Origin of the sequence: Vibrio campbellii CAIM 519 = NBRC 15631 = ATCC 25920 (assembly GCF_002163755.1) — a bacterium.
GTDB classification, from domain to species: Bacteria; Pseudomonadota; Gammaproteobacteria; order Enterobacterales; family Vibrionaceae; genus Vibrio; species Vibrio campbellii.
On the sequence record NZ_CP015863.1, the window covers coordinates 1,318,521 to 1,338,690 of the forward strand.

Annotated in this window: 21 protein-coding genes, 2 pseudogenes, 1 riboswitch and 1 other annotated feature; of the genes and pseudogenes, 13 read left to right on the forward strand and 10 right to left on the reverse strand. The window is 45.0% G+C overall.

Annotated elements, in window-relative coordinates:
* Positions 1 to 62: 62 nt before the first annotated feature.
* A riboswitch (Lysine riboswitch) is annotated at positions 63 to 243 on the forward strand.
* A gap of 109 nt (positions 244 to 352) precedes the next feature.
* The 9 genes from tet(35) (at position 353) to hisIE (ending at position 9,512) form a co-directional block, all read left to right on the forward strand.
* Complete coding sequence (gene tet(35), locus A8140_RS06305; RefSeq protein WP_005533674.1) at positions 353 to 1,954, forward strand: tetracycline efflux Na+/H+ antiporter family transporter Tet(35); 1,602 nt, start codon at positions 353 to 355, stop codon at positions 1,952 to 1,954.
* A 180-nt stretch (positions 1,955 to 2,134) separates the two neighbouring features.
* Positions 2,135 to 2,273 (forward strand) — a sequence feature (His leader region).
* A 53-nt stretch (positions 2,274 to 2,326) separates the two neighbouring features.
* Positions 2,327 to 3,223 carry an ATP phosphoribosyltransferase gene (hisG, locus tag A8140_RS06310; protein ID WP_005533675.1) on the forward strand — a complete coding sequence of 299 codons (897 nt, stop codon included), beginning with the start codon at positions 2,327 to 2,329 and terminating at the stop codon, positions 3,221 to 3,223.
* Between the two features lie 5 nt (positions 3,224 to 3,228).
* The gene (gene hisD / locus A8140_RS06315) at positions 3,229 to 4,539 is read left to right on the forward strand and encodes a histidinol dehydrogenase (RefSeq protein WP_005533676.1); all 1,311 of its coding nucleotides are present in this window, start codon (positions 3,229 to 3,231) and stop codon (positions 4,537 to 4,539) included.
* Between the two features lie 12 nt (positions 4,540 to 4,551).
* Complete coding sequence (hisC, locus tag A8140_RS06320) at positions 4,552 to 5,592, forward strand: histidinol-phosphate transaminase (protein WP_005533677.1); 1,041 nt, start codon at positions 4,552 to 4,554, stop codon at positions 5,590 to 5,592.
* A 68-nt stretch (positions 5,593 to 5,660) separates the two neighbouring features.
* Entirely contained in the window at positions 5,661 to 6,734 is a 1,074-nt protein-coding gene (gene hisB / locus A8140_RS06325; RefSeq protein ID WP_005533679.1) for a bifunctional histidinol-phosphatase/imidazoleglycerol-phosphate dehydratase HisB, read from the forward strand.
* 26 nt (positions 6,735 to 6,760) lie between these two features.
* Positions 6,761 to 7,375, forward strand: coding sequence for an imidazole glycerol phosphate synthase subunit HisH (hisH, locus tag A8140_RS06330; RefSeq protein ID WP_005533680.1), 615 nt, complete (start codon positions 6,761 to 6,763; stop codon positions 7,373 to 7,375).
* A gap of 12 nt (positions 7,376 to 7,387) precedes the next feature.
* A complete protein-coding gene (gene hisA / locus A8140_RS06335) occupies positions 7,388 to 8,125 on the forward strand; it encodes a 1-(5-phosphoribosyl)-5-[(5-phosphoribosylamino)methylideneamino]imidazole-4-carboxamide isomerase (RefSeq protein ID WP_005390889.1) in 738 nt (245 codons plus the stop codon).
* Positions 8,107 to 8,880 carry an imidazole glycerol phosphate synthase subunit HisF gene (gene hisF / locus A8140_RS06340; protein WP_004749837.1) on the forward strand — a complete coding sequence of 258 codons (774 nt, stop codon included), beginning with the start codon at positions 8,107 to 8,109 and terminating at the stop codon, positions 8,878 to 8,880. The genes hisA and hisF overlap by 19 nt, the downstream gene beginning before the upstream one ends.
* Positions 8,877 to 9,512: a bifunctional phosphoribosyl-AMP cyclohydrolase/phosphoribosyl-ATP diphosphatase HisIE gene (gene hisIE / locus A8140_RS06345; protein WP_005533681.1), complete on the forward strand. Its 636-nt coding sequence runs from the start codon at positions 8,877 to 8,879 to the stop codon at positions 9,510 to 9,512. Before hisF ends, hisIE begins: the two co-directional genes overlap by 4 nt.
* A 278-nt stretch (positions 9,513 to 9,790) precedes the next feature.
* Here the strand turns inward: hisIE and A8140_RS06350 are convergent, their stop codons facing one another.
* The 4 genes from A8140_RS06350 to A8140_RS06365 form a co-directional block, all read right to left on the reverse strand.
* Positions 9,791 to 10,294: a YchJ family protein gene (locus A8140_RS06350; protein WP_005533682.1), complete on the reverse strand. Its 504-nt coding sequence runs from the start codon at positions 10,292 to 10,294 to the stop codon at positions 9,791 to 9,793.
* Positions 10,295 to 10,381: 87 nt separating this feature from the next.
* Positions 10,382 to 11,596 (reverse strand): EAL and HDOD domain-containing protein, encoded by a 1,215-nt coding sequence (locus A8140_RS06355; protein WP_005533683.1) that lies wholly within the window; start codon positions 11,594 to 11,596, stop codon positions 10,382 to 10,384.
* Positions 11,597 to 11,695: 99 nt separating this feature from the next.
* A complete protein-coding gene (gene lpxH / locus A8140_RS06360; RefSeq protein ID WP_005533684.1) occupies positions 11,696 to 12,433 on the reverse strand; it encodes a UDP-2,3-diacylglucosamine diphosphatase in 738 nt (245 codons plus the stop codon).
* Between the two features lie 60 nt (positions 12,434 to 12,493).
* On the reverse strand, positions 12,494 to 12,988 hold the full coding sequence (locus tag A8140_RS06365) for a peptidylprolyl isomerase (RefSeq protein WP_005533685.1): 495 nt from the start codon (positions 12,986 to 12,988) through the stop codon (positions 12,494 to 12,496).
* Between the two features lie 204 nt (positions 12,989 to 13,192).
* Between A8140_RS06365 and cysS the strand changes: the two genes are divergently transcribed.
* Complete coding sequence (cysS, locus tag A8140_RS06370) at positions 13,193 to 14,575, forward strand: cysteine--tRNA ligase (RefSeq protein ID WP_005533686.1); 1,383 nt, start codon at positions 13,193 to 13,195, stop codon at positions 14,573 to 14,575.
* Between the two features lie 84 nt (positions 14,576 to 14,659).
* On the forward strand, positions 14,660 to 15,238 hold the full coding sequence (locus A8140_RS06375; RefSeq protein WP_005430256.1) for a thymidine kinase: 579 nt from the start codon (positions 14,660 to 14,662) through the stop codon (positions 15,236 to 15,238).
* 74 nt (positions 15,239 to 15,312) lie between these two features.
* Here A8140_RS06375 and A8140_RS06380 read toward each other — a convergent pair whose 3' ends face one another.
* The 3 genes and pseudogenes from A8140_RS06380 to A8140_RS25515 all read right to left on the reverse strand — a co-directional run.
* Positions 15,313 to 15,951 carry a YdcF family protein gene (locus A8140_RS06380; RefSeq protein WP_005533687.1) on the reverse strand — a complete coding sequence of 213 codons (639 nt, stop codon included), beginning with the start codon at positions 15,949 to 15,951 and terminating at the stop codon, positions 15,313 to 15,315.
* On the reverse strand, positions 15,948 to 16,775 hold the full coding sequence (locus tag A8140_RS06385; protein ID WP_005533688.1) for an NAD(P)H-binding protein: 828 nt from the start codon (positions 16,773 to 16,775) through the stop codon (positions 15,948 to 15,950). The genes A8140_RS06380 and A8140_RS06385 overlap by 4 nt, the downstream gene beginning before the upstream one ends.
* Positions 16,776 to 16,804: 29 nt before the next feature.
* Positions 16,805 to 17,065, reverse strand: a pseudogene (locus A8140_RS25515) (LysR family transcriptional regulator); the annotation flags it as partial.
* A gap of 4 nt (positions 17,066 to 17,069) precedes the next feature.
* Here A8140_RS25515 and A8140_RS26100 point away from each other — a divergent pair.
* Positions 17,070 to 17,173 (forward strand): annotated as a pseudogene (locus A8140_RS26100) (PACE efflux transporter); the annotation flags it as partial.
* Between the two features lie 87 nt (positions 17,174 to 17,260).
* On the opposite strand, the gene A8140_RS06395 reads toward A8140_RS26100, so the two are convergent.
* Positions 17,261 to 17,497 (reverse strand): TIGR02647 family protein, encoded by a 237-nt coding sequence (locus A8140_RS06395; protein ID WP_005430269.1) that lies wholly within the window; start codon positions 17,495 to 17,497, stop codon positions 17,261 to 17,263.
* 299 nt (positions 17,498 to 17,796) lie between these two features.
* Between A8140_RS06395 and focA the strand changes: the two genes are divergently transcribed.
* Complete coding sequence (gene focA, locus A8140_RS06400) at positions 17,797 to 18,657, forward strand: formate transporter FocA (RefSeq protein WP_005533689.1); 861 nt, start codon at positions 17,797 to 17,799, stop codon at positions 18,655 to 18,657.
* A gap of 61 nt (positions 18,658 to 18,718) precedes the next feature.
* Here focA and A8140_RS25355 read toward each other — a convergent pair whose 3' ends face one another.
* Positions 18,719 to 18,856: a hypothetical protein gene (locus A8140_RS25355; RefSeq protein WP_005430270.1), complete on the reverse strand. Its 138-nt coding sequence runs from the start codon at positions 18,854 to 18,856 to the stop codon at positions 18,719 to 18,721.
* Between the two features lie 251 nt (positions 18,857 to 19,107).
* Entirely contained in the window at positions 19,108 to 19,908 is an 801-nt protein-coding gene (locus A8140_RS06410; protein WP_005533690.1) for an ABC transporter permease, read from the reverse strand.
* Positions 19,909 to 20,170: the final 262 nt, after the last annotated feature.

Sequence of the window (20,170 nt, forward strand, 5' to 3'; positions counted from 1 at the left end):
ACCTGATGCAATATTGCAGACAAATTGTTGTTAATTTGTACGATTAACAGTTAAATGTTTGTTATTGCCGTAGAGGTGCAGTCTCGAAGAGTAGCTATTATTGGGGTGATGCCAATGAATAATAGTGGAAGGCGATGATTGCCGAAGTAGGTGGCCTATCGAAGCCACTTGCTGGGGTTGTCTCTGAAAGGAACAACACTGCCATAGTATATTTACATTAAACTATGGAGCGCTACTGTAGGGTTGGGTGGAGTGTTCGCTTCCCTGTCGCTAAGTTCAACATGAGCACGTACCGTATGCTACGTGACTTGTCTGCAGTAGATCTCTAGCCAAACTTTGGTTTTTGAAGATCATGAATTTAATAGATTTTGCACATTCTCCTGTTTCGTTATTACCGCCTATTGTCGCACTGACGCTGGCGATTCTAACTCGACGTGTTTTAGTTTCTCTTGGTGTTGGTATCGTACTGGGTGCGGTGCTACTTAACGATTGGTCTATCGGTAACACGGTAGGTTATGTTAGCTCTCAAGTTTCTTCTGTCTTTATTGAAGACGGTGGTATTAATACTTGGAACATGAGCATTGTTGGCTTCCTAATCCTTTTGGGTATGACAACAGCACTGTTAACACTTTCTGGTGGTACTCGCGCTTTCGCCGAATGGGCGCAAACACGAGTAAAAAGTAAACGCGGCTCTAAACTTCTTGCAGCCTTCCTTGGCGTATTCATTTTTGTCGACGATTACTTTAATAGTCTTGCCGTTGGTGCGATCTCTCGCCCAGTGACTGACCGTTTCTACGTCTCTCGCGCCAAGCTTGCGTACATCCTTGACTCAACCGCTGCACCAATGTGTGTGATTATGCCAGCTTCTAGTTGGGGTGCGTACATCATTACCATCATCGGTGGTATCTTGGTGTCACACGGCATCACTGAATACTCGGCGCTTGGTGCTTACGTTCGTCTTATTCCTATGAACTTCTACGCAGTATTTGCTCTACTAATGGTATTTGCAGTGGCGTGGTTTGGTCTGGATATCGGTAAGATGCGTGAACATGAAATCGCAGCGTCTCAAGGCCGTGGTTTTGATAAAGATAAAGAGAACGACTCACAAGAAGCACACGACTTAAACGAAGAGCTAGATATTCGTGAAAGCGAGAAGGGTAAGGTTTCTGACCTAATTCTTCCTATCGTAACGCTTATTGTGGCGACTATTGCTTCAATGCTTTACACCGGTGGTCAAGCGCTAGCAGCAGATGGTAAAGAATTTGCGCTGTTGGGTGCATTTGAAAACACGGATGTTGGTACTTCTCTAATCTACGGTAGTTTACTTGGTCTAGCAGTTGCGTTGTTCACTGTTATTAAGCAAGGTCTACCAATGGTTGAGATTGCACGCACGCTTTGGATTGGTGCTAAGTCAATGTTTGGTGCAATCCTTATCCTTGTTTTCGCTTGGACTATTGGTTCAGTTATCGGTGACATGAAGACGGGTTCTTACCTATCTACAATGGCGCAAGGCAACATCAACCCACACTGGCTACCAGTTATCCTGTTCTTGCTGTCTGGCCTAATGGCGTTCTCTACGGGTACGTCATGGGGTACGTTCGGTATCATGCTTCCAATCGCGGGAGACATGGCTGGCGCAACAGACGTGGCACTAATGCTACCAATGCTAAGTGCGGTTCTAGCTGGTGCAGTATTTGGTGACCACTGTTCACCAATTTCAGATACAACGATTCTGTCGTCAACAGGTGCACGCTGTAACCACATCGATCACGTATCAACACAGTTACCTTATGCATTATCAGTCGCGCTTGTTTCATGTGTGGGCTTTATTGCTCTTGGTATGACAGCTTCAATTGCGTTCTCTTTCATCGCAGCGTCGATTACATTCGTTATCGTTTGCGCTATTTTGTCATGGCTTTCAAAGTCAAAAATGGCATCTTGTCAGAGTACGTAATTCACTGAATTAAAAAGTAAATTTATAGGAGGCTTCGGCCTCCTTTTTTATTTGTATTGTACAATTCGATTTTTTTTAAAATTAAGGGTTGAAAAAAGTAATCAGCTTGGTTAGTGTGGTTACTAACAAAGCAAATGAGAAGAGCCTTGAAATAAGTATGCGTAATTTTGTAATGAACATTCATCACCATCATCACCCAATATAGTCTTTCGGGAGATGTACGCATACCCGGGAGATAGGATACTCCCGGAGGTGAAAATCAAAGTGAAAACAGATTTCAAACCCTCGGGAGACCAAAATCTCTCGAGGGTTTTTTAGTTTTACTGGTTTATAAAATATTTAAATTACCGAATCTGGCACAGGGATAAAGCAATGCAAACACAACGCTTAAGAATTGCAATTCAGAAAAAAGGTCGTCTTAGCAAAGAGAGCCAAGCTCTACTTAAAAAATGCGGCGTGAAATTCAACGTGATGGGTGAGCGCTTAGTTGTTCATTCTGAAAATATGCCAATTGATTTACTTTTGGTTCGTGACGACGATATTCCTGGTCTAATTATGGATGGCGTTGTAGACCTTGGCTTTATCGGTGAAAATGAACTGGAAGAAGTTCGTCTAGATCGTAAAGCTTTGAGTGAACCGTATGAATTTGTTCAACTTCGTCGTCTTGATTTCGGTGGTTGCCGTTTATCTATCGCAATCGACAAAGACGAAGAGTACAACTGCCCTCAAGACCTAGCTGGCAAACGTATCGCTACGACATACCCACAACTGCTAAAAGCTTACATGGATGAAGTGGGCGTTCCATTCTCAACATGTATGCTGACAGGCTCTGTAGAAGTTGCCCCTCGCGCGGGTCTTGCTGATGCCATCGCTGACTTGGTCTCTACTGGCGCAACGCTGGAAGCGAACGGCCTTAAAGAAGCTGAAATTATCTTCAAATCAAAAGCGACGCTGATTCAACGCACCGGTGAGTTCGACGCAGACAAAGTGGCGCTAATCGAAAAGCTGTTAACTCGTATGCAAGGCGTACAGCAAGCGAAAGAGTCTAAGTACATCATGTTACACGCACCAGCTGAGAAGCTAGACCAAATCAAAGCATTGCTTCCTGGCGCAGAAGACCCAACAGTATTACCTCTGTCTGCTGACAAGCAAAAAGTTGCGGTTCATTTGGTAAGTACTGAAAACCTGTTCTGGGAAACTATGGAACAGCTAAAAGAACTGGGTGCGAGCTCAATTCTAGTACTACCAATTGAAAAAATGATGGAGTAATCGCAATGAGAACCGTCGTATGGCAATCGCTAAGTGAAACGCAGCAAGACTCAATCCTAGAACGTCCTGCAATTACAGAAGGTGCGAATATAACTGCCGCGGTTTCAGAAGTAATCGCAAAAGTTCGCAAAGAAGGTGATGCTGCATTATTGGAGCTGACTGAGAAGTTTGACCGTGTGAAGCCAGAATCCATTCGTGTATCAGCACAAGAAATCGATGAGGCATCAGAGCGTCTCTCTGAAAAGATGAAAAGCGCATTAGAGCAAGCGTATGAAAACATCACTAAGTTTCACAAAGCACAAAAGCCACAGCCAATCAAAGTAGAAACTCAACCGGGTGTACTTTGTGAGCAGGTAACGCGCCCAATTCAAAAAGTGGGTTTGTACATTCCCGGTGGCAGTGCGCCATTGCCATCGACTGTTTTGATGCTTGGGGTTCCTGCAAAAATTGCAGGCTGTCGTAAAGTGGTGCTTTGTTCTCCACCACCAATTGCTGACGAGATCCTTTATGTAGCAAAACTGTGTGGCATTGATGAAGTGTACAACGTTGGCGGTGGTCAAGCGGTCGCTGCAATGGCTTACGGCACAGAGAGTGTATCTAAAGTTGATAAGATCTTTGGCCCAGGGAATGCTTATGTAACGGAAGCCAAGCGTCAGGTGAGTAATGATTTCCGTGGTGCTGCGATTGATATGCCAGCAGGTCCATCAGAAGTGCTTGTGATTGCCGATGAAACCGCAGATGCAGACTTTATTGCTGCGGATCTTTTGAGCCAAGCAGAGCACGGTCCTGATTCTCAAGTAGTACTTGTGACTCCTTCTCCTGTTATTGCTGATCAAGTGACGGATGCGGTTCAACGTCAGCTTAATGAGCTATCTCGTGCGGACATCGCCGAGCAAGCATTGGCTTCAAGCTTGATTATTATTGCTGAGTCTCTGACTCAATCGGTTTCAATCTCAAATTATTACGGTCCTGAGCACTTAATTGTTCAGACTAAGAACCCACGCGAGCTTCTGCCTCTATTAGACAACGCAGGTTCTATTTTCCTTGGTGATTGGTCGCCTGAATCAGCAGGTGACTACGCATCGGGTACTAACCACGTTCTTCCTACTTACGGTTACACACGCACGTATTCAAGCTTAGGTTTGGCGGACTTCTCTAAGCGTATGACGATTCAAGAGTTATCTGCTGATGGTCTAAAGAACCTTGCCCCTACAGTGGTCACCATGGCGGAAGCGGAAGGTTTGGATGCACACAAACGTGCAGTGACCATTCGTACTGAAAAATTAACCCGCGTAGAAAAACTAGCAGCTAAATAAGAGGACAATGAGATGGAAAAGCTAGCGCGTAAACAAGTCCAACAACTTACCCCTTATTTATCGGCTCGCCGAATTGGTGGTACCGGTGACGTATGGCTAAATGCCAACGAATCGCCATTCAATAATGAATACAAAACGGACTTCGCTCGTCTCAATCGTTACAGCGAATGTCAGCCGAAAGAATTGATTTCCGCTTATGCAGCCTATGCGGGTGTAAAGCCAGAACAAACGCTGACTTCTCGCGGTGCAGATGAAGGTATTGAACTACTGATTCGTGCATTCTGTGAGCCGGGTGAAGATGCGATTCTTTATTGTCCACCAACTTACGGTATGTACGCCATCAGTGCAGAAACCATCGGTGTAGAGCGCAAAACCGTGCCGCTAACGTCAGATTGGCAACTAGACCTTGCAGGCATCGAAGCTAATCTGGATAACGTGAAACTGGTTTTTGTATGTTCGCCAAACAACCCAACAGGTAACCTGGTTAAGCGTGAGGACATTGTGTCTCTGCTTGAGATGACAAAAGACCGTGCAATCGTGGTGATGGATGAAGCGTACATCGATTTTTGTCCAGAAGCATCAACGGTAGACTTACTGGCGCAATACCCGAATCTTGCGATTTTGCGTACTCTGTCGAAAGCTTTCGCGCTTGCTGGTCTGCGTTGTGGATTTACGCTTGCGAACGAAGATCTGATTAATGTACTTCTTAAAGTTATCGCACCATATCCAGTTCCGGTTCCTGTGGCAGAAATTGCGGCTCAGGCGCTTTCGGAAGCTGGTTTAGCACGAGCGAAGTTCCAAGTTCTCGATCTGAATGCAAACCGTGCCTACTTGCAAGTTGGTCTTTCAATGATTCCGGGTCTGGAGGTTTTTGAAGGGTGGGGGAACTACCTATTGGTGCAATTCCCAGATGGCGATGGGCTTTTCATAGCCGCTTGGGAGACGGGGATTATTTTGCGTAACTCGCCAATCGAAAACTGTGTACGTATCAGTGTAGGAAACCGTGACGAGTGCGAAAAAACACTTGGATTTATTAGAAACTACTACGCATAAGTAGAGAAAAATTTATCGATCTCGCTCAATAGCGAGAGCGCCAAAAGAATAGCAATAAGGAAGTTCGAGTGAGCAAACAACAAAAAATCCTTTTTATAGACCGTGATGGCACCTTAATTGTTGAGCCGCCGGTTGATTTTCAAGTAGACCGTTTAGATAAGCTAAAACTAGAGCCATTTGTTATCCCAAGCCTGTTGTCGTTGCAGGATGCAGGATACCGCTTAGTGATGGTAACTAACCAAGATGGTTTGGGTACCGACAGCTACCCACAAGCAGACTTTGATGCTCCACACAACATGATGATGGAGATCTTTGAATCTCAGGGTGTGAAGTTCGATGATGTGCTGATTTGTCCTCACTTCGATGAAGATAACTGCTCTTGCCGTAAGCCTAAATTGGGCTTGGTAAAAGAGTACCTTCAAGGTGGCAAAGTTGATTTCCAAAACTCTGTTGTGATTGGCGATCGTCAAACCGATCTTCAACTTGCAGAAAACATGGCAATTCGTGGCATTCAATACAATCCAGAAACCATGGGTTGGAAACAGGTCCTAAAAGATCTAACGGTGAAGGCACGTGTTGCTGAAGTCATTCGCACCACGAAAGAAACAGACATCAAAGTTGTAGTTAACCTTGATGAACAAGGCGGCAATGACATCTCTACTGGTCTTGGCTTCTTTGACCACATGCTGGATCAAATCGCGACGCACGGCGGATTCCAGATGGTATGCAAAGTAGAAGGTGACCTGCACATTGATGATCACCACACGGTAGAAGATACCGCTCTTGCTTTGGGTCAGGCGTTGAAAGAAGCACTGGGTGACAAACGTGGCATTGGTCGCTTTGGTTTCAGCCTGCCAATGGATGAGTGCTTGGCACAATGTGCACTGGACCTATCTGGTCGTCCTTACCTTAAGTTCGACGCGCAGTTTAGCCGTGAGCAAGTGGGTGACCTTTCAACAGAGATGGTGGTTCACTTCTTCCGCTCTCTGACTGACACCCTAGCGTGTACGCTGCACCTTTCTTCTGCGGGTAACAATGATCACCACATCATTGAGAGCCTATTTAAAGCGTTTGGTCGTACTCTGCGCCAAGCAATCAAAGTAGAAGGCACCGAGCTACCGAGTAGTAAAGGCGTACTTTAAGGCTAACGTTAGCAAGGAGAAAAACAGTGACAGAACAGAAAGTTGTCATTATCGATACTGGCTGTGCCAACGTCTCTTCGGTGAAGTTTGCTATTGAACGCCTAGGTTATGACGTAACGATTTCAAAAGATCCACAAGTTGTATTGGCGGCTGACAAGCTATTCCTACCGGGCGTGGGAACCGCCAGTGAAGCGATGAAAAACCTAGAAGAGCGTGACCTAATCAGCTTGGTAAAACAGGTACAGAAGCCGCTACTAGGTATCTGTTTAGGCATGCAATTGTTGGGCAAAGTGTCTCAAGAGAAAGGCCAGGAAGCAGACGAGTTAGTTGAGTGTCTTGGACTTTGTGATGGCGAAGTGAAGTTGCTACAAACCGGCGATTTACCGCTGCCGCATATGGGCTGGAACACGGTGTCTGCAAAAGCAGGTAACCCACTGTTCAAAGGTATTGAAGAAGGTGAGTACTTCTACTTCGTACACAGCTTTGCAATGCCAGTTGGGGACTACACAATTGCGGAATGTGAATACGGTAACCCGTTCACAGCCGCAGTACAAAGTGGCAACTACTACGGTGTGCAGTTCCACCCTGAGCGTTCTTCAAAAGCGGGCGCGAAGCTTATTCAAAACTTCTTAGAATTATAAAAGGGATTTAGTGTGATTATTCCAGCTCTTGATTTAATTGAAGGACAGGTGGTTCGCCTTTATCAAGGTGATTACGGCCAAGTAACTGAGTACAAAGTCGACCCAGCAGAGCAGTTCAACTTGTACCATCAAGCGGGTGCTAACTGGCTGCACCTAGTGGATTTAACTGGCGCGAAAGACACGACAGCACGTCAGCTAGATTTGATTGCAAAGCTATTGGCAAGTACGCCAGCGAACATCCAAATCGGTGGTGGTGTGCGTACAGAGCAAGACGTGATTGATCTGTTAGAAGCCGGTGCGCAGCGTGTTGTAGTCGGTTCTACAGCAGTAAAACAGCCAGAGCTTGTGAAAGGTTGGATGGAAAAATACGGCGCAGAGAAAATCGTTCTCGCGTTAGACATCAACATCGACCAAGACGGCACACGTAAAGTTGCTATTTCTGGCTGGCAAGAAGATTCAGGCGTGACCATCGAAGCTCTAATCAACGATTACCTGACGGTCGGTCTACAACACGTGCTTTGTACGGACATTTCTCGTGACGGTACGCTAGAGGGCTCAAACGTTGAGCTTTACGTTGACCTATGCAAACAGTATCCACAAGTGCAGTTTCAATCTTCAGGTGGCATTGGCTCATTAGCAGATATCGAAGCGCTAAAAGGCAGCGGTGTGGCTGGTGTAATTGTTGGTCGTGCGCTGTTAGATGGTAAGTTCACAGCAGAGGAGGCATTTGCATGTTGGCAAAGCGAATAATTCCATGTCTTGATGTTCGTGATGGACAAGTAGTGAAGGGCGTTCAGTTCCGCAACCACGAAATCATTGGCGACATCGTTCCTCTGGCGCAGCGTTATGCAGAAGAGGGCGCTGACGAGCTTGTGTTCTACGATATTACCGCTTCAAGTGATGGCCGTGTCGTCGATAAAAGTTGGGTCGCTCGTGTTGCAGAAGTGATTGATATTCCTTTCTGTGTCGCTGGTGGTATTAAATCAGCAGAAGACGCAGCGCGCATTCTTGAATTTGGCGCAGACAAGGTGTCTATCAACTCACCTGCATTGGCGAACCCGCAACTGATTACTGACCTTGCTGATAAGTTTGGTGTGCAATGTATTGTTGTTGGTATCGATTCATACTACGACAAAGAGACCGGCAAGTATCAGGTTTACCAGTTTACTGGTGATGAAGAACGCACCAAAGCGACCCAATGGGAAACGCGTGATTGGGTACAAGAAGTACAAAAACGTGGCGCTGGTGAAATCGTACTGAACATGATGAACCAAGATGGTGTGCGTAACGGCTACGACATCGAACAACTGAATATGGTGCGCGAAGTATGTAACGTACCATTGATTGCATCGGGTGGTGCAGGTGCCATGGAGCACTTCGCAGAAGCTTACCAAAAAGCCAATGTGGATGGCGCGCTTGCTGCATCGGTATTCCACAAACAAGTCATCAATATTGGTGAACTAAAGCAGTATTTGAAACAACAAGGCATTGAGGTACGACTATGAGTGTAAAAGCCGCCGAAGTAAGTTCGCTAGCTGAGCGAATCAACTGGGAAAAGGTGGATGGTCTGGTACCTGCCATCGTACAAGATTTCCAATCAAGCCAAGTGCTGATGATGGGTTACATGAACCAAGATGCGTTGGCAAAAACGGGCGAAACGGGTCAAGTGACGTTTTTCTCTCGAACTAAACAGCGTCTTTGGACGAAAGGTGAGACCTCCGGCAACGTATTGCAATTGGTGAACATGCAACTCGATTGCGACAACGATACGTTACTGGTGAAGGTGAATCCCATTGGTCCTACGTGTCACTTGGGTAACACAACTTGCTGGGATGTGGACCCTCAAGAGGAGTCGCAAATGGTGTGGCTTCATCAACTTGAGCAGCTACTGGCTGCTCGCAAGAGTGCCGACCCAGATTCCTCTTATACTGCCAGTCTTTATGCCCGTGGCACCAAGCGTATTTCGCAAAAAGTGGGCGAAGAAGGCGTTGAAGTCGCGCTTGCGGCGACGTCGGGCGATAAGGCGGAGTTAGTGTGTGAATCAGCAGATTTGATTTACCACTTAATGGTATTGCTTCAAGACCAAGGCTTATCGATGAATGACGTAGTGAACAAGCTGAAAGAGCGTCATAAATAAGCTGCGATAGTTAAATGAAGCTCCATGACCCGAGAGTCTGGGGGCTTCCTTAATGTAATCTTGTTGATTCGGTGGGGAAGCCTGACAGCAGAGCTCGAGGTGATTAGATTCTGAATCATCTCGTTCCTCGATGTTCAGAATGACGGTATATTTTCTATTGGTGCTTGCAATAGAGTTATCTACTTAGGACAGTTATACAAATTTACGTCATTACGACGAGCCTAGGCGAGATCAGGAATCAAATTGAAGCGCGCTCAACAAACTAAGCGTCGATACTCTTAGCCACAACACTTCTTAAACTTCTTACCGCTTCCACAGATACACGGATCGTTACGACCGACCTTTAGACTGCTTACTGGTTGGCTTAAGCGAGGATCTTGTTCCGACTCTTCTTCAGGAAACGTGCCGTCAATGTAGTACCAAAGCCCAACTTCTTTCACGAAACGAGAACGTTCTGTCATGCAGTAGCGTTTGCCGTCTTCATCAAAGTAAGCGTTGAATTCAACAAAACCTTCATTCTCGTTGCTACTCGCTTCGGCTTTTACTACCTCAAGCTTGCACCAATCGCTGTCGATGGATTGGGCAATGCCTTCGCGTTGTTCTTCTGCATTACAGCTTGGGTGGTATGTGTTCACCACGTAATCCACTAGACCTAACACATGCGCACTGTAACGAGAGCGCATTAGCTGCTCCGGAGTGGTGACGTCAGCATGGTTATTGTGGGCAAGTTCACAACACTGTTGGTAGGTGCGGTTAGAGCCGCAAGGACAAGAAGAAGCCATAAAATGAAATCTCGATTAATTAAGCGGTAAAAACAAACAACCTCACATAAGTGAGGCTGGAGGTATTCTTTGGGGCATTATAGCAATTTAGGGCGTTTGAGACAGCAGTTCTTGAGCCCAAGCTGTGGATTGGCTGAACGCTTTGGCTAATTGTGGCTCAGTCAGTTTAAGTGCGCTACCGTACTTTTCCGTTGTTTCCCAATCGGCTTTTTCGTAAGCGATGATCATCGAAAGAAGATAGCCTAATACGCCTTTGCGACTTGTGAGCGCTTGCTTGATTTCCTCATCAACTGGAATGTCACTGATCACGTCGCAAAGCGGTTGGTCTAATAGTGAACCTAATAGTGAGAACATTCCTGTTAAAAACGCTTGGCCGGGATCGTATTTAGTGTTCATCTGGCTGAGCAAAATTTCACACATACGCGCGCGCTGAATCGCTAAAGAGTACAAAGAGTCAGGTTTATCTTCGTGCACTGAAGCAATGGCAACAAGAGAAATAAAGCGTCTTAAGCGTTCTTCACCAAGATAAACCAGCGCCTGTCGGAAAGACTTAATCTTAGTGGTGAGCGTGTAACCCGAGTTTACATAAGTCATTAGCTTATAAGACAGGGTCACATCGATTGAAAACAGGCGTTCGACTTCATTGAAATTGATGGGTTTGTCTGCGATCTCTTTACACAGTTGAATCACCGTCAAAAACGCCGGGTTAAGGCGTTTTTTCTGAATCATCTCAGGTTTACTGAAGAAGTAGCCTTGGAAGTAGTTAAAACCAGCATCCATTGCCTGTTCAAACTCTTCATAGGTTTCGACCTTCTCGGCTAAAAAGTCGATACCAAAGTGGCCAAGTGATTGAATGTAAATCGCGGCCTTTTCGATAGGGACTAAGCGAATGTCGAACTTGATGATCGCAACATAAGGTAAAAAACGCTTCCAAGCTTTAGTCGGAACAAAGTCATCTAACGCAACGCGATAGCCAGATGCATGTAGATGTTTGATTGCATGAAGTAACTCGTCTGTTGGCTCACAATCTTCCAATACTTCAACCACGAGCGATTCATTGGGAAACAGAGTAGGGACGAGATTGACCAAGCTTTGGTATGGAAAATTAACAAAGCCGAGCTTATCACCCAGAGTACTGTAGTGCGTGGTGAGGAAATGGTCAGATAGAAGTCGACTAGTAGCCAGCTCAGGTTCTACTTCTGGAAAGGTATTTTTCGGACCGTCACGGAAGAGAAGCTCATACCCGATGGTACGCTTTTCTCTATCCAGTATCGGTTGGCGAGCTACGTATGAATACTTCAATGCGGTACTTTGTTCTGTTTAACTGAGTAATACGATGATAGCGATTTTCTGTAAAATTTCTATGCTTTGCGCGTCAATCTTCTACACGCTCGACATGCTTTACTTCAATTCTGTGTCAAACGGTCGTGTTTGCAAGTCAAAATTGTCAGAATCTACTTTTAAAACCGAGCCTTGGCTATACCAATCACCTAAGACAATACGTGTTGTTTTAACACCATTTAATTCAAAAATATGTGTATTTGGGCGGTGCGTGTGACCGTGAATCATCAGGTTGACGCAGTTTTGAGACATAACGCGCTCTACTTCGCCTTGGTTAACGTCCATGATGTCGAGAGACTTGGTTTGTTTGTCGTCTCGAATGTCTGACTGAACTTTAGCGACAATTCTTTTCTTAACGAACCAGGGAATACGATTAAACAACCATTGAAGCCATGGCTTATGGACGGTTTTTCGAAACTCTTGGTATTTCACATCATCAATGCAAAGTGTATCGCCATGCAGAATCACGGCTTTTTGACCATAAAGATCAATTGTGCAGACATCATCAAGCAATGTCATACCGGTTTCTTTGCAAAAGCGTTTACCCAGTAAGAAATCTCGATTGCCTTGGATAAAGAAGGTTGGCACACCAGAATCCGTCAGTGCTTTAAATTCGCTACGGATTTTACTTGCAAAAGGGGTGTTGTCATCGTCACCAATCCAGAATTCGAACAAATCACCAAGCACGTACAGTGCGTCGGCATGGATTGCTTCTGAACGCATGAACGTAACAAAGCACTCCGTGATATCAGGACGTGATGGGGCAAGATGAAGATCAGATATAAATAATGTTGTCATAGAAATAAGGGGAAGCGACGCCTCCCCACAAACTTATCTCTTGGCAGCAATTCTAAAGAATTACTCTTCGATTGTTGTACCAGTGATCACTACGTCTTCTAGAGGTACGTCTTGGTGCATGCCGTAAGAACCAGTGCTCACACCTTTGATCTTGTTTACGATGTCCATGCCTTCGATTACTTCACCGAATACACAGTAGCCCCAACCATCTAGGCTTTCGCTACGGAAGTCTAGGAACGTGTTGTTGTTTACGTTGATGAAGAACTGAGAGCTTGCTGAATGCGGCTCCATAGTACGAGCCATAGCAAGTGTACCCACTTTGTTGCTAAGACCGTTGTTTGCTTCGTTCTTGATTGGTGCACGTGATGCTTTTTCACGTAGACCAGACTCCATACCACCACCTTGGATCATGAAGCCGTCAATAACACGGTGGAAAAGAGTGTTGTCGTAGAAACCGTCGCGGCAGTACTGAAGGAAGTTTGCGCTAGTCTCTGGCGCTTTCTCTTCGTTTAGTTGAATCTTGATGTCACCAAAATTAGTGTGAAGGGTGATCATGCTACTTTCCTTTACTGTGTTGTATTGAAACTGCGATTCTAGCCTAAGTTATTACGCTTTAAAAACTCAGGAAGAACAAATTAATAGTTTTGTGCTTGAAGTTTAGCCGATTATCGTTTTATCCGTGAATTGCTATTACCTAATAAGGTCTGAGTTGTTATACTCAGCCTTCTTGTTATCCATTCACAATCATAGATAGAGATCATGTTAAAGATATATAACACACTCACAAGACAGAAAGAGGAATTCAAACCAATTACAGCCGGCAAAGTTGGCATGTATGTCTGTGGAGTTACCATCTACGATCTCTGTCATATCGGTCACGGTCGTACTTTCGTTTCTTTCGATGTGGTTTCTCGTTACTTGCGTTACCTTGGTTATGACCTAACGTTTGTACGTAACATCACTGATATCGATGACAAAATCATCAAACGTGCAGCAGAAAACGGTGAATCTTGTGATTCATTGACAGAGCGCCTGATTGGCGAAATGCACGCTGACTTCGATGCACTGAACATGAAACGTCCTGACGTTGAGCCTCGTGCAACTCAGTTCATCGCTGAAATTATCGAATTGGTTGCAAAACTAATCGAGCGCGGTTTCGCATACGTTGCAGATAACGGCGACGTAATGTTTGAAGTAGGCAAGTTCAACGAATACGGAAAACTTTCTAAGCAAGACCTTGAACAGCTGCAAGCTGGTGCGCGTGTTGATATCGAAACTGCAAAACGCAGCCCGCTGGACTTCGTACTTTGGAAGATGTCTAAACCGGGTGAACCAACATGGGAATCACCATGGGGTCCAGGTCGTCCAGGTTGGCACATCGAATGTTCTGCAATGAACTCTTCAATCCTAGGTAACCACTTCGACATTCACGGTGGCGGTTCTGATCTTCAGTTCCCACACCACGAGAACGAAATCGCGCAATCTTGCTGTGCACACGACACTCAATACGTGAACACATGGATGCACAGCGGCATGGTAATGGTAGACCGTGAGAAGATGTCTAAGTCTTTGGGTAACTTCTTTACTATCCGTGATGTTCTTGGTCACTACGATGCTGAGACGGTTCGTTACTTCCTAATGTCTGGTCACTACCGCAGCCAGCTAAACTACAGCGAAGATAACCTAAACCAAGCACGAGCTTCTCTTGAGCGTCTATACACGTCTCTACGTGGTCTCGATCTAAACGCAGTGCCAGCAGGTGGTGAAGAGTACGTATCTCGCTATACTGCAGCGATGAACGACGACTTCAACACGCCAGAAGCTTACTCAGTACTGTTCGACATGGCGCGTGAAGTAAACCGTCTTAAGACAGAAAACCTAGAGAAAGCGAGCGAGCTAGGTGCGCTAATGCGTGAACTGGCTGACGTGATCGGTATTCTTCACCAAGATCCAGAAGCGTTCCTAAAAGGTGACGCTGGTAACGATGATGAAGTGGCTGAAATCGAAGCACTAATCAAGCTACGTAACGACTCTCGTGCAGCGAAAGACTGGGCTAACGCAGATATGGCTCGTGATAAGCTGACGGAGATGGGCATTGTTCTGGAAGATGGTCCAGAAGGCACAACGTGGCGTCGTAAGTAATTGAATCTTTTAAAAGGGCTGATGATTCAGCCCTTTTCTTTACAAGCTTTTATAAATTCTAAACTTTAACGAAGGTAGTGCTCTGTGGCTCAGATGTATTTCTATTACTCAGCAATGAATGCGGGTAAATCGACAACTCTTCTTCAATCTTCATTTAACTATCAAGAACGTGGCATGACGCCTGTGATTTTCACAGCTGCGTTAGATGATCGTTACGGTGTGGGTAAAGTGAGCTCTCGTATTGGCTTGCAATCAGACGCGCAATTGTTCCGTCCAGATAGCAACCTTTACCAAGAGATTGCAGCACTGCATGAGGTTGAAAAACGTCACTGTATTCTGATTGATGAGTGTCAGTTCTTATCTAAAGAGCAGGTTTACCAACTCACAGAGGTGGTGGACAAGCTGCATATTCCGGTTCTTTGTTATGGCCTTCGCACCGATTTTCAAGGCGAACTTTTTGAAGGCAGCAAGTACCTGCTATCTTGGGCAGACAAGCTGGTTGAGCTAAAAACGATTTGTCACTGCGGTCGCAAAGCAAACATGGTTATTCGTACTGATGAGCATGGCGTTGCAATCAAAGAAGGTGATCAGGTTGCAATCGGTGGTAACGATCGTTACGTATCGGTTTGTCGTCAACACTACAAAGAAGCACTTGGTAAGTAAGCCAATCTAGATAAGAGAAAGCCACCGAATTCGGTGGCTTTTTATTGTCTGGTTGTTGGTCACTGAGCGAGGGATTACGCGAGACCAAACTCGAACTTTTCTCGTAGGGCTTGATAGGAGGATTCAACGTGTGCAGGAATCTCTTGCTTCGTTTGAAAGCCTTTCTCTGGATAAGTCTTTACGCGAGAAAAATCTTCCATCAATGCTTCCAGTACCATCATCAGAGGCATCTCTTCGTTAATGTATTCAAAGAAAGGATGCGCAGTAGAGGTCACTTGCAGACGTGAATAAGGTGATTGCCATTGCTTTTCGAAGGTCGCGATGGCGCGTCGTTCCATAAATGGTTTTTGAACCAAGATGAGAGACTCGCAGTTAACCCCTTTTTCTATCAACAATTGTTCCGTGAATCGAACGTTCTCACCGCTGTTGCTTGACTGTGTTTCGATTAAGATTGCTTCGTTTGGTACGCCAGCAAGTTTTGCAATTTCTGCAAAGGTTTCGGCTTCGCTTTTGTCAAACAAGCCATCCGTAAAACGGCCTTCACCGCCAGAAAATACAATCAGAGGTGCAAGCTTTTGTTGGTAAAGCTTTGCGGCGTATTCGGCAACACGTAAATCATTGCTACACATAATAAATAAGCAGTCAGCAGGTGTGAGTTCCTGCTTGAGTTGCATGTAATCCCACAAGGTTTCAATGTGTTGATAAAGCTTCATAGTGCATCCAGCGTTGAGTTGAATTGGAACTGGTAGCCAAGCGTAATAAGCTTGTCTGCAAGGATTCGTTTATCGGCAGTTTCAGTGACTGGCGGAAGGGCAATATCTAAATCACTTCTCGTAATGGCCGCTTGGTAAAACTCGGCTTTGCTGACGGTGTTCGGCGTGGTGGCGTTCACCACTTCATTGCTGATTTGATTGAGAGCGAAAGCCGTTGCTGCCACAGCATCGTTTTGATGCACCATATTCGCTGGGGCTTTACGGCTCACTTGTTTCAATCGCAGTGCAAAGCGAGAAGGGTGGCGGTCAGAGCCAATCAAACCACTGCAACGGACGATGGCGTAGTCGATGCCGGAATCAATGACGTATTGCTCGGCTTGTAGCATGATGCGAGCGTTGTCTGAGAAGTGTTCCTTCGTTTGGGCTAATGCGAGTGTGGCGTCTTCTTCTTTCATATCGACGGCTAGGTTTGGGTATACCGTTGTTGAGCTGACCATCAAAATCTTTTCAACGTTACTCGCTTTTGCCGCTTCAGTTAAGCGCTGCCATTGCTGTACGTACTCTTGTCCATTCCCTTTACGAAAGCCAGGAGGGAAAGCGCCGACAATACGTTCGATATGGTGCTGTTTGATAATATTAATGAGTCGCTGCTCAGAGTTCGATTCATTGAGGTCGAGTAGGGCAGTTTTAACGGAAGGTATTGGAAACTCATCCAATCGAGTTTGACTACGTCGCGTGACGATAACTTGATGCCCTTGGTCAATGAGCGTTTGTGCAAGTGGGGTACCTAGCCAGCCTGCACCTATGATCAATATATTTGCCATCGGTAATGTTCCTACTGTCAGCCCTGAGTTCATTCAAACAGGGTTTGTAATTCTAATCTGGCTTGTTGGTGTAGGGGATCGGAATGCCATTTCTGATGTTGTATCAAATCAATGTTGACTTGCCATGCCAGTTTTGTGAATTCTTCGCCAAGTTTCACTAACGTGTTTGGCGCGTAAGACACCAAATGCTCAGGAAGAAAGCACCAGCCAAATCCCTTGTTCGCCAGTTCTAATAATATGTAGTAATCATCAGCGTACCAGATATCTGGGCTGAACGCCTGATTAAGACCACCGTTGGCATTAGAGGCTAGCTTTTTAATTTTCTTCTTATTCTACGCGGCGGGCTTTAATATGATAAAATTCAGCCATTTGGAAAAGTGAGAAAACTGATCGCTTAATATGGTGAATCTAGATAAATTTAATTATCAAAAAAGCCACCATTGCAGTGGCTCATTAAATTCAGATATTGGTTTGTCTAAATATCATTATTCAGCAGAAAGCACTCGAAGGATCTTATCCGCGTGTTCTGCAACTTCGATCCCTTCGTCAGTTAGGTAACCGCCATCTGGTTGCGTGCATAGTTGTTTTTCGTACAGACGCGCAACGGCGGCCTGCATTTCTTCAGAAGCTTCTTTGTGGACTTTGATGCCAGTAGCTGCGCTGCTTAAATCGAATTGAAGAAGTAGGTTCAGTTCGGCGATATGGTCAGCTGAATATTTCATAGGTAATTCCTTCGTACTTTTTTAACCAAGCTAGTCTGAAAACTAAGGTTGAGCAATAGAAAAGCCTTAGAAATGTTAAGTGTGGCGCTATAGGGCTGATATAACGCGGAAATTTTATTCTACAGTAAGCATTTGAACCAAATATTAATAATGGTTAGGACAATAACTCATTGTTGAATTTTATCGATTACTCTCTCTGCAACAACAAATTTGGTAAACATGAAAAATAACCCTTGAAAAAGTCTGGAAATGGGGCGATTATCCGCGCCTCGTTAATTGTTTCTAAATGTTACGCTTCCATGAACTTCAATCAGTTTGACTCACTATTACCACCTCAGGCTGCTGAACGTGCCGCCGAAGTAGGTGTTGGCAAAGCAACTAAAGCTCCGATGAAATCTTTCCTGCTGGCGATTTCTGCAGGTATTCATATAGGTATTGCTTTTATTTTCTACACAACCGTAACCACTGGTGCTGGTGATCTCCCTTGGGGTATTACACGCCTTATTGGTGGTTTGGCATTCAGCCTTGGCTTGATCTTGGTGGTTGTTACTGGCGGTGAGCTGTTTACCAGCTCGGTTCTTACGCTGGTGGCACGTGCAAGTGGCAAGATTTCATGGAAAGCCTTAATGAAGAACTGGCTGGTTGTATACTTCGGTAACTTGGTTGGTGCGGTTCTACTTGTTGTTTGTATGCTTATTACTAAGCAATACATGTTCGACGGTGGACAAGTGGGCTTGAATGCGATGGCAATTTCGCAACATAAGCTGCATCACGGTTTCTTCCAAGCCGTCGCGCTGGGCATCATGTGTAACGTTTTAGTATGTATCGCAGTTTGGATGACGTTTAGCGGTCGCACTCTGACAGATAAAATCGCAGTAATGATCTTGCCGGTAGCTATGTTCGTTTCTGCAGGTTTTGAGCACTGCATTGCGAACATGTTCCAAGTACCAATGGCGATTGGTATTAAATACTTTGCTCCAGAGTCATTCTGGCAAATGACAGGTGCCAACATTGCAGACTACGCAGATCTGAACATTATCGGTTTCTTGACCAACAACCTGATCCCTGTGACGATCGGTAATATTATCGGCGGTGGTGTCTTCGTCGGCATGTGGTACTGGATGATTTACCTGCGTGATGAAGATAAGCATCTGAAATAATGTTCAAAAAGGCAAGCTACGTGGCTTGCCTTTCTTTTATCTGAATGTTTTATCTGGTGCGCTAGACGAGCTCTTCGTTGATACCAAATTCATTTGGGATCCAGTGAGATGTCATTTCTACAGGCTCTTGTGTTAGCCAGTCTACAGGTACTTCTGACACTAAATCGTCGAGTTTTTCTCGTGTGATTAACCTATCCATGATGAACTCTCCTTTCGTCGGTTTACTGCACTCTAGAGGCCGTCGATGACGCTTCTATGACCAATCTGTGATCGCTTGATTGATGAGGAGAGGTAAGTCTCAAAGTTGCTCTTATGTTTCTGGTTGCTTATGGGTTTTTGGGGTTTATCCACATTTTCTGTGGATAACCTGTCTCAAAGATCGTGAGTATCTTTTTTGATCGAGAAAAATTCATAAAATGAGACGCTTATGTGATGGCGAAGTGGCCAGCTTTAAGCGTTATCCTTGTTGATAAACTTCACTTTTATGCGGCCTTCTTTGGTTTGTACACAGCTTAGCGTCATCTCTAAGGTAATCGTCACAGACACACTGAGCATGACAAAAATCGCTAGCATGATGATTAATTGGTACTTGATGGCCACCATCGGGCTAGCGCCACCTAAGATTTGGCCTGTCATCATGCCGGGAAGCGTCACCAAGCCAGTCGTTGCCATGGAGGCGAGAATAGGCGCCAGAGATTTACGAAGCGCTTCTTGAAGGAAAGGGAAGGAGGCGTATTTGGGTGATGCACCCAAAGATATAGCGGCTTCATATTCAGATTTTCTTTGCTCGAAAGCAGTGAATAAGTTCTGCAGGGCAACGATGTTGCTGCTCAAGCTGTTGCCCAGAAGCATGCCTGTTAAAGGGATCATATACTGCGCGTTGTAAAAGGGCTCTGGCTTGACGAGGCCAAAAGCAATCACCGCAAGCAAAGGGAATAAGCTGCAAGACAATCCTGCGATTAAAGGCCACATGAGAGTTTTTTTTGGTAGATTGGTTTTACTCACAATCGAGCTCGCCCCAACCACAATCATAATCGCTAGCCACAACAAATTTACTGCCAAGCTATTCAGCTTAAAAAGGTATTCCAAATACACACCGACAAGAACCAATTGAACGGTCATACGCACAACGCTAATGACAGTGTCTTTGGCAAGGCCAAGTTTGTATCGTTTATTGATGGTGAGTGGAATGAGCAGAATCAAGCTAAAAAGGGCGAGTTCAAACCAATTAATATCCACAACTTGATTCATAAACTTTCTCCGGAAACAAACGTTTTGATTCTAACGAAGTGCGGTTGGTTTATGAATTAGCGAGGTCTGTTTTTTGCAATCTTACGTTTGAAAAAGCACGATGATTTAGTGAATTTTTTTAACAAGACGATCACAACTGCTTGTCTTTATTCGGAAAAAGAGCGATTTAGTAGCACGAAAAAAATCCAGAAAATTGTAAACAAAGTTAATCTTGTGTTGTGTTCTTAACATGTCTGCAAAATGCTTATTTTTTCACATCTAT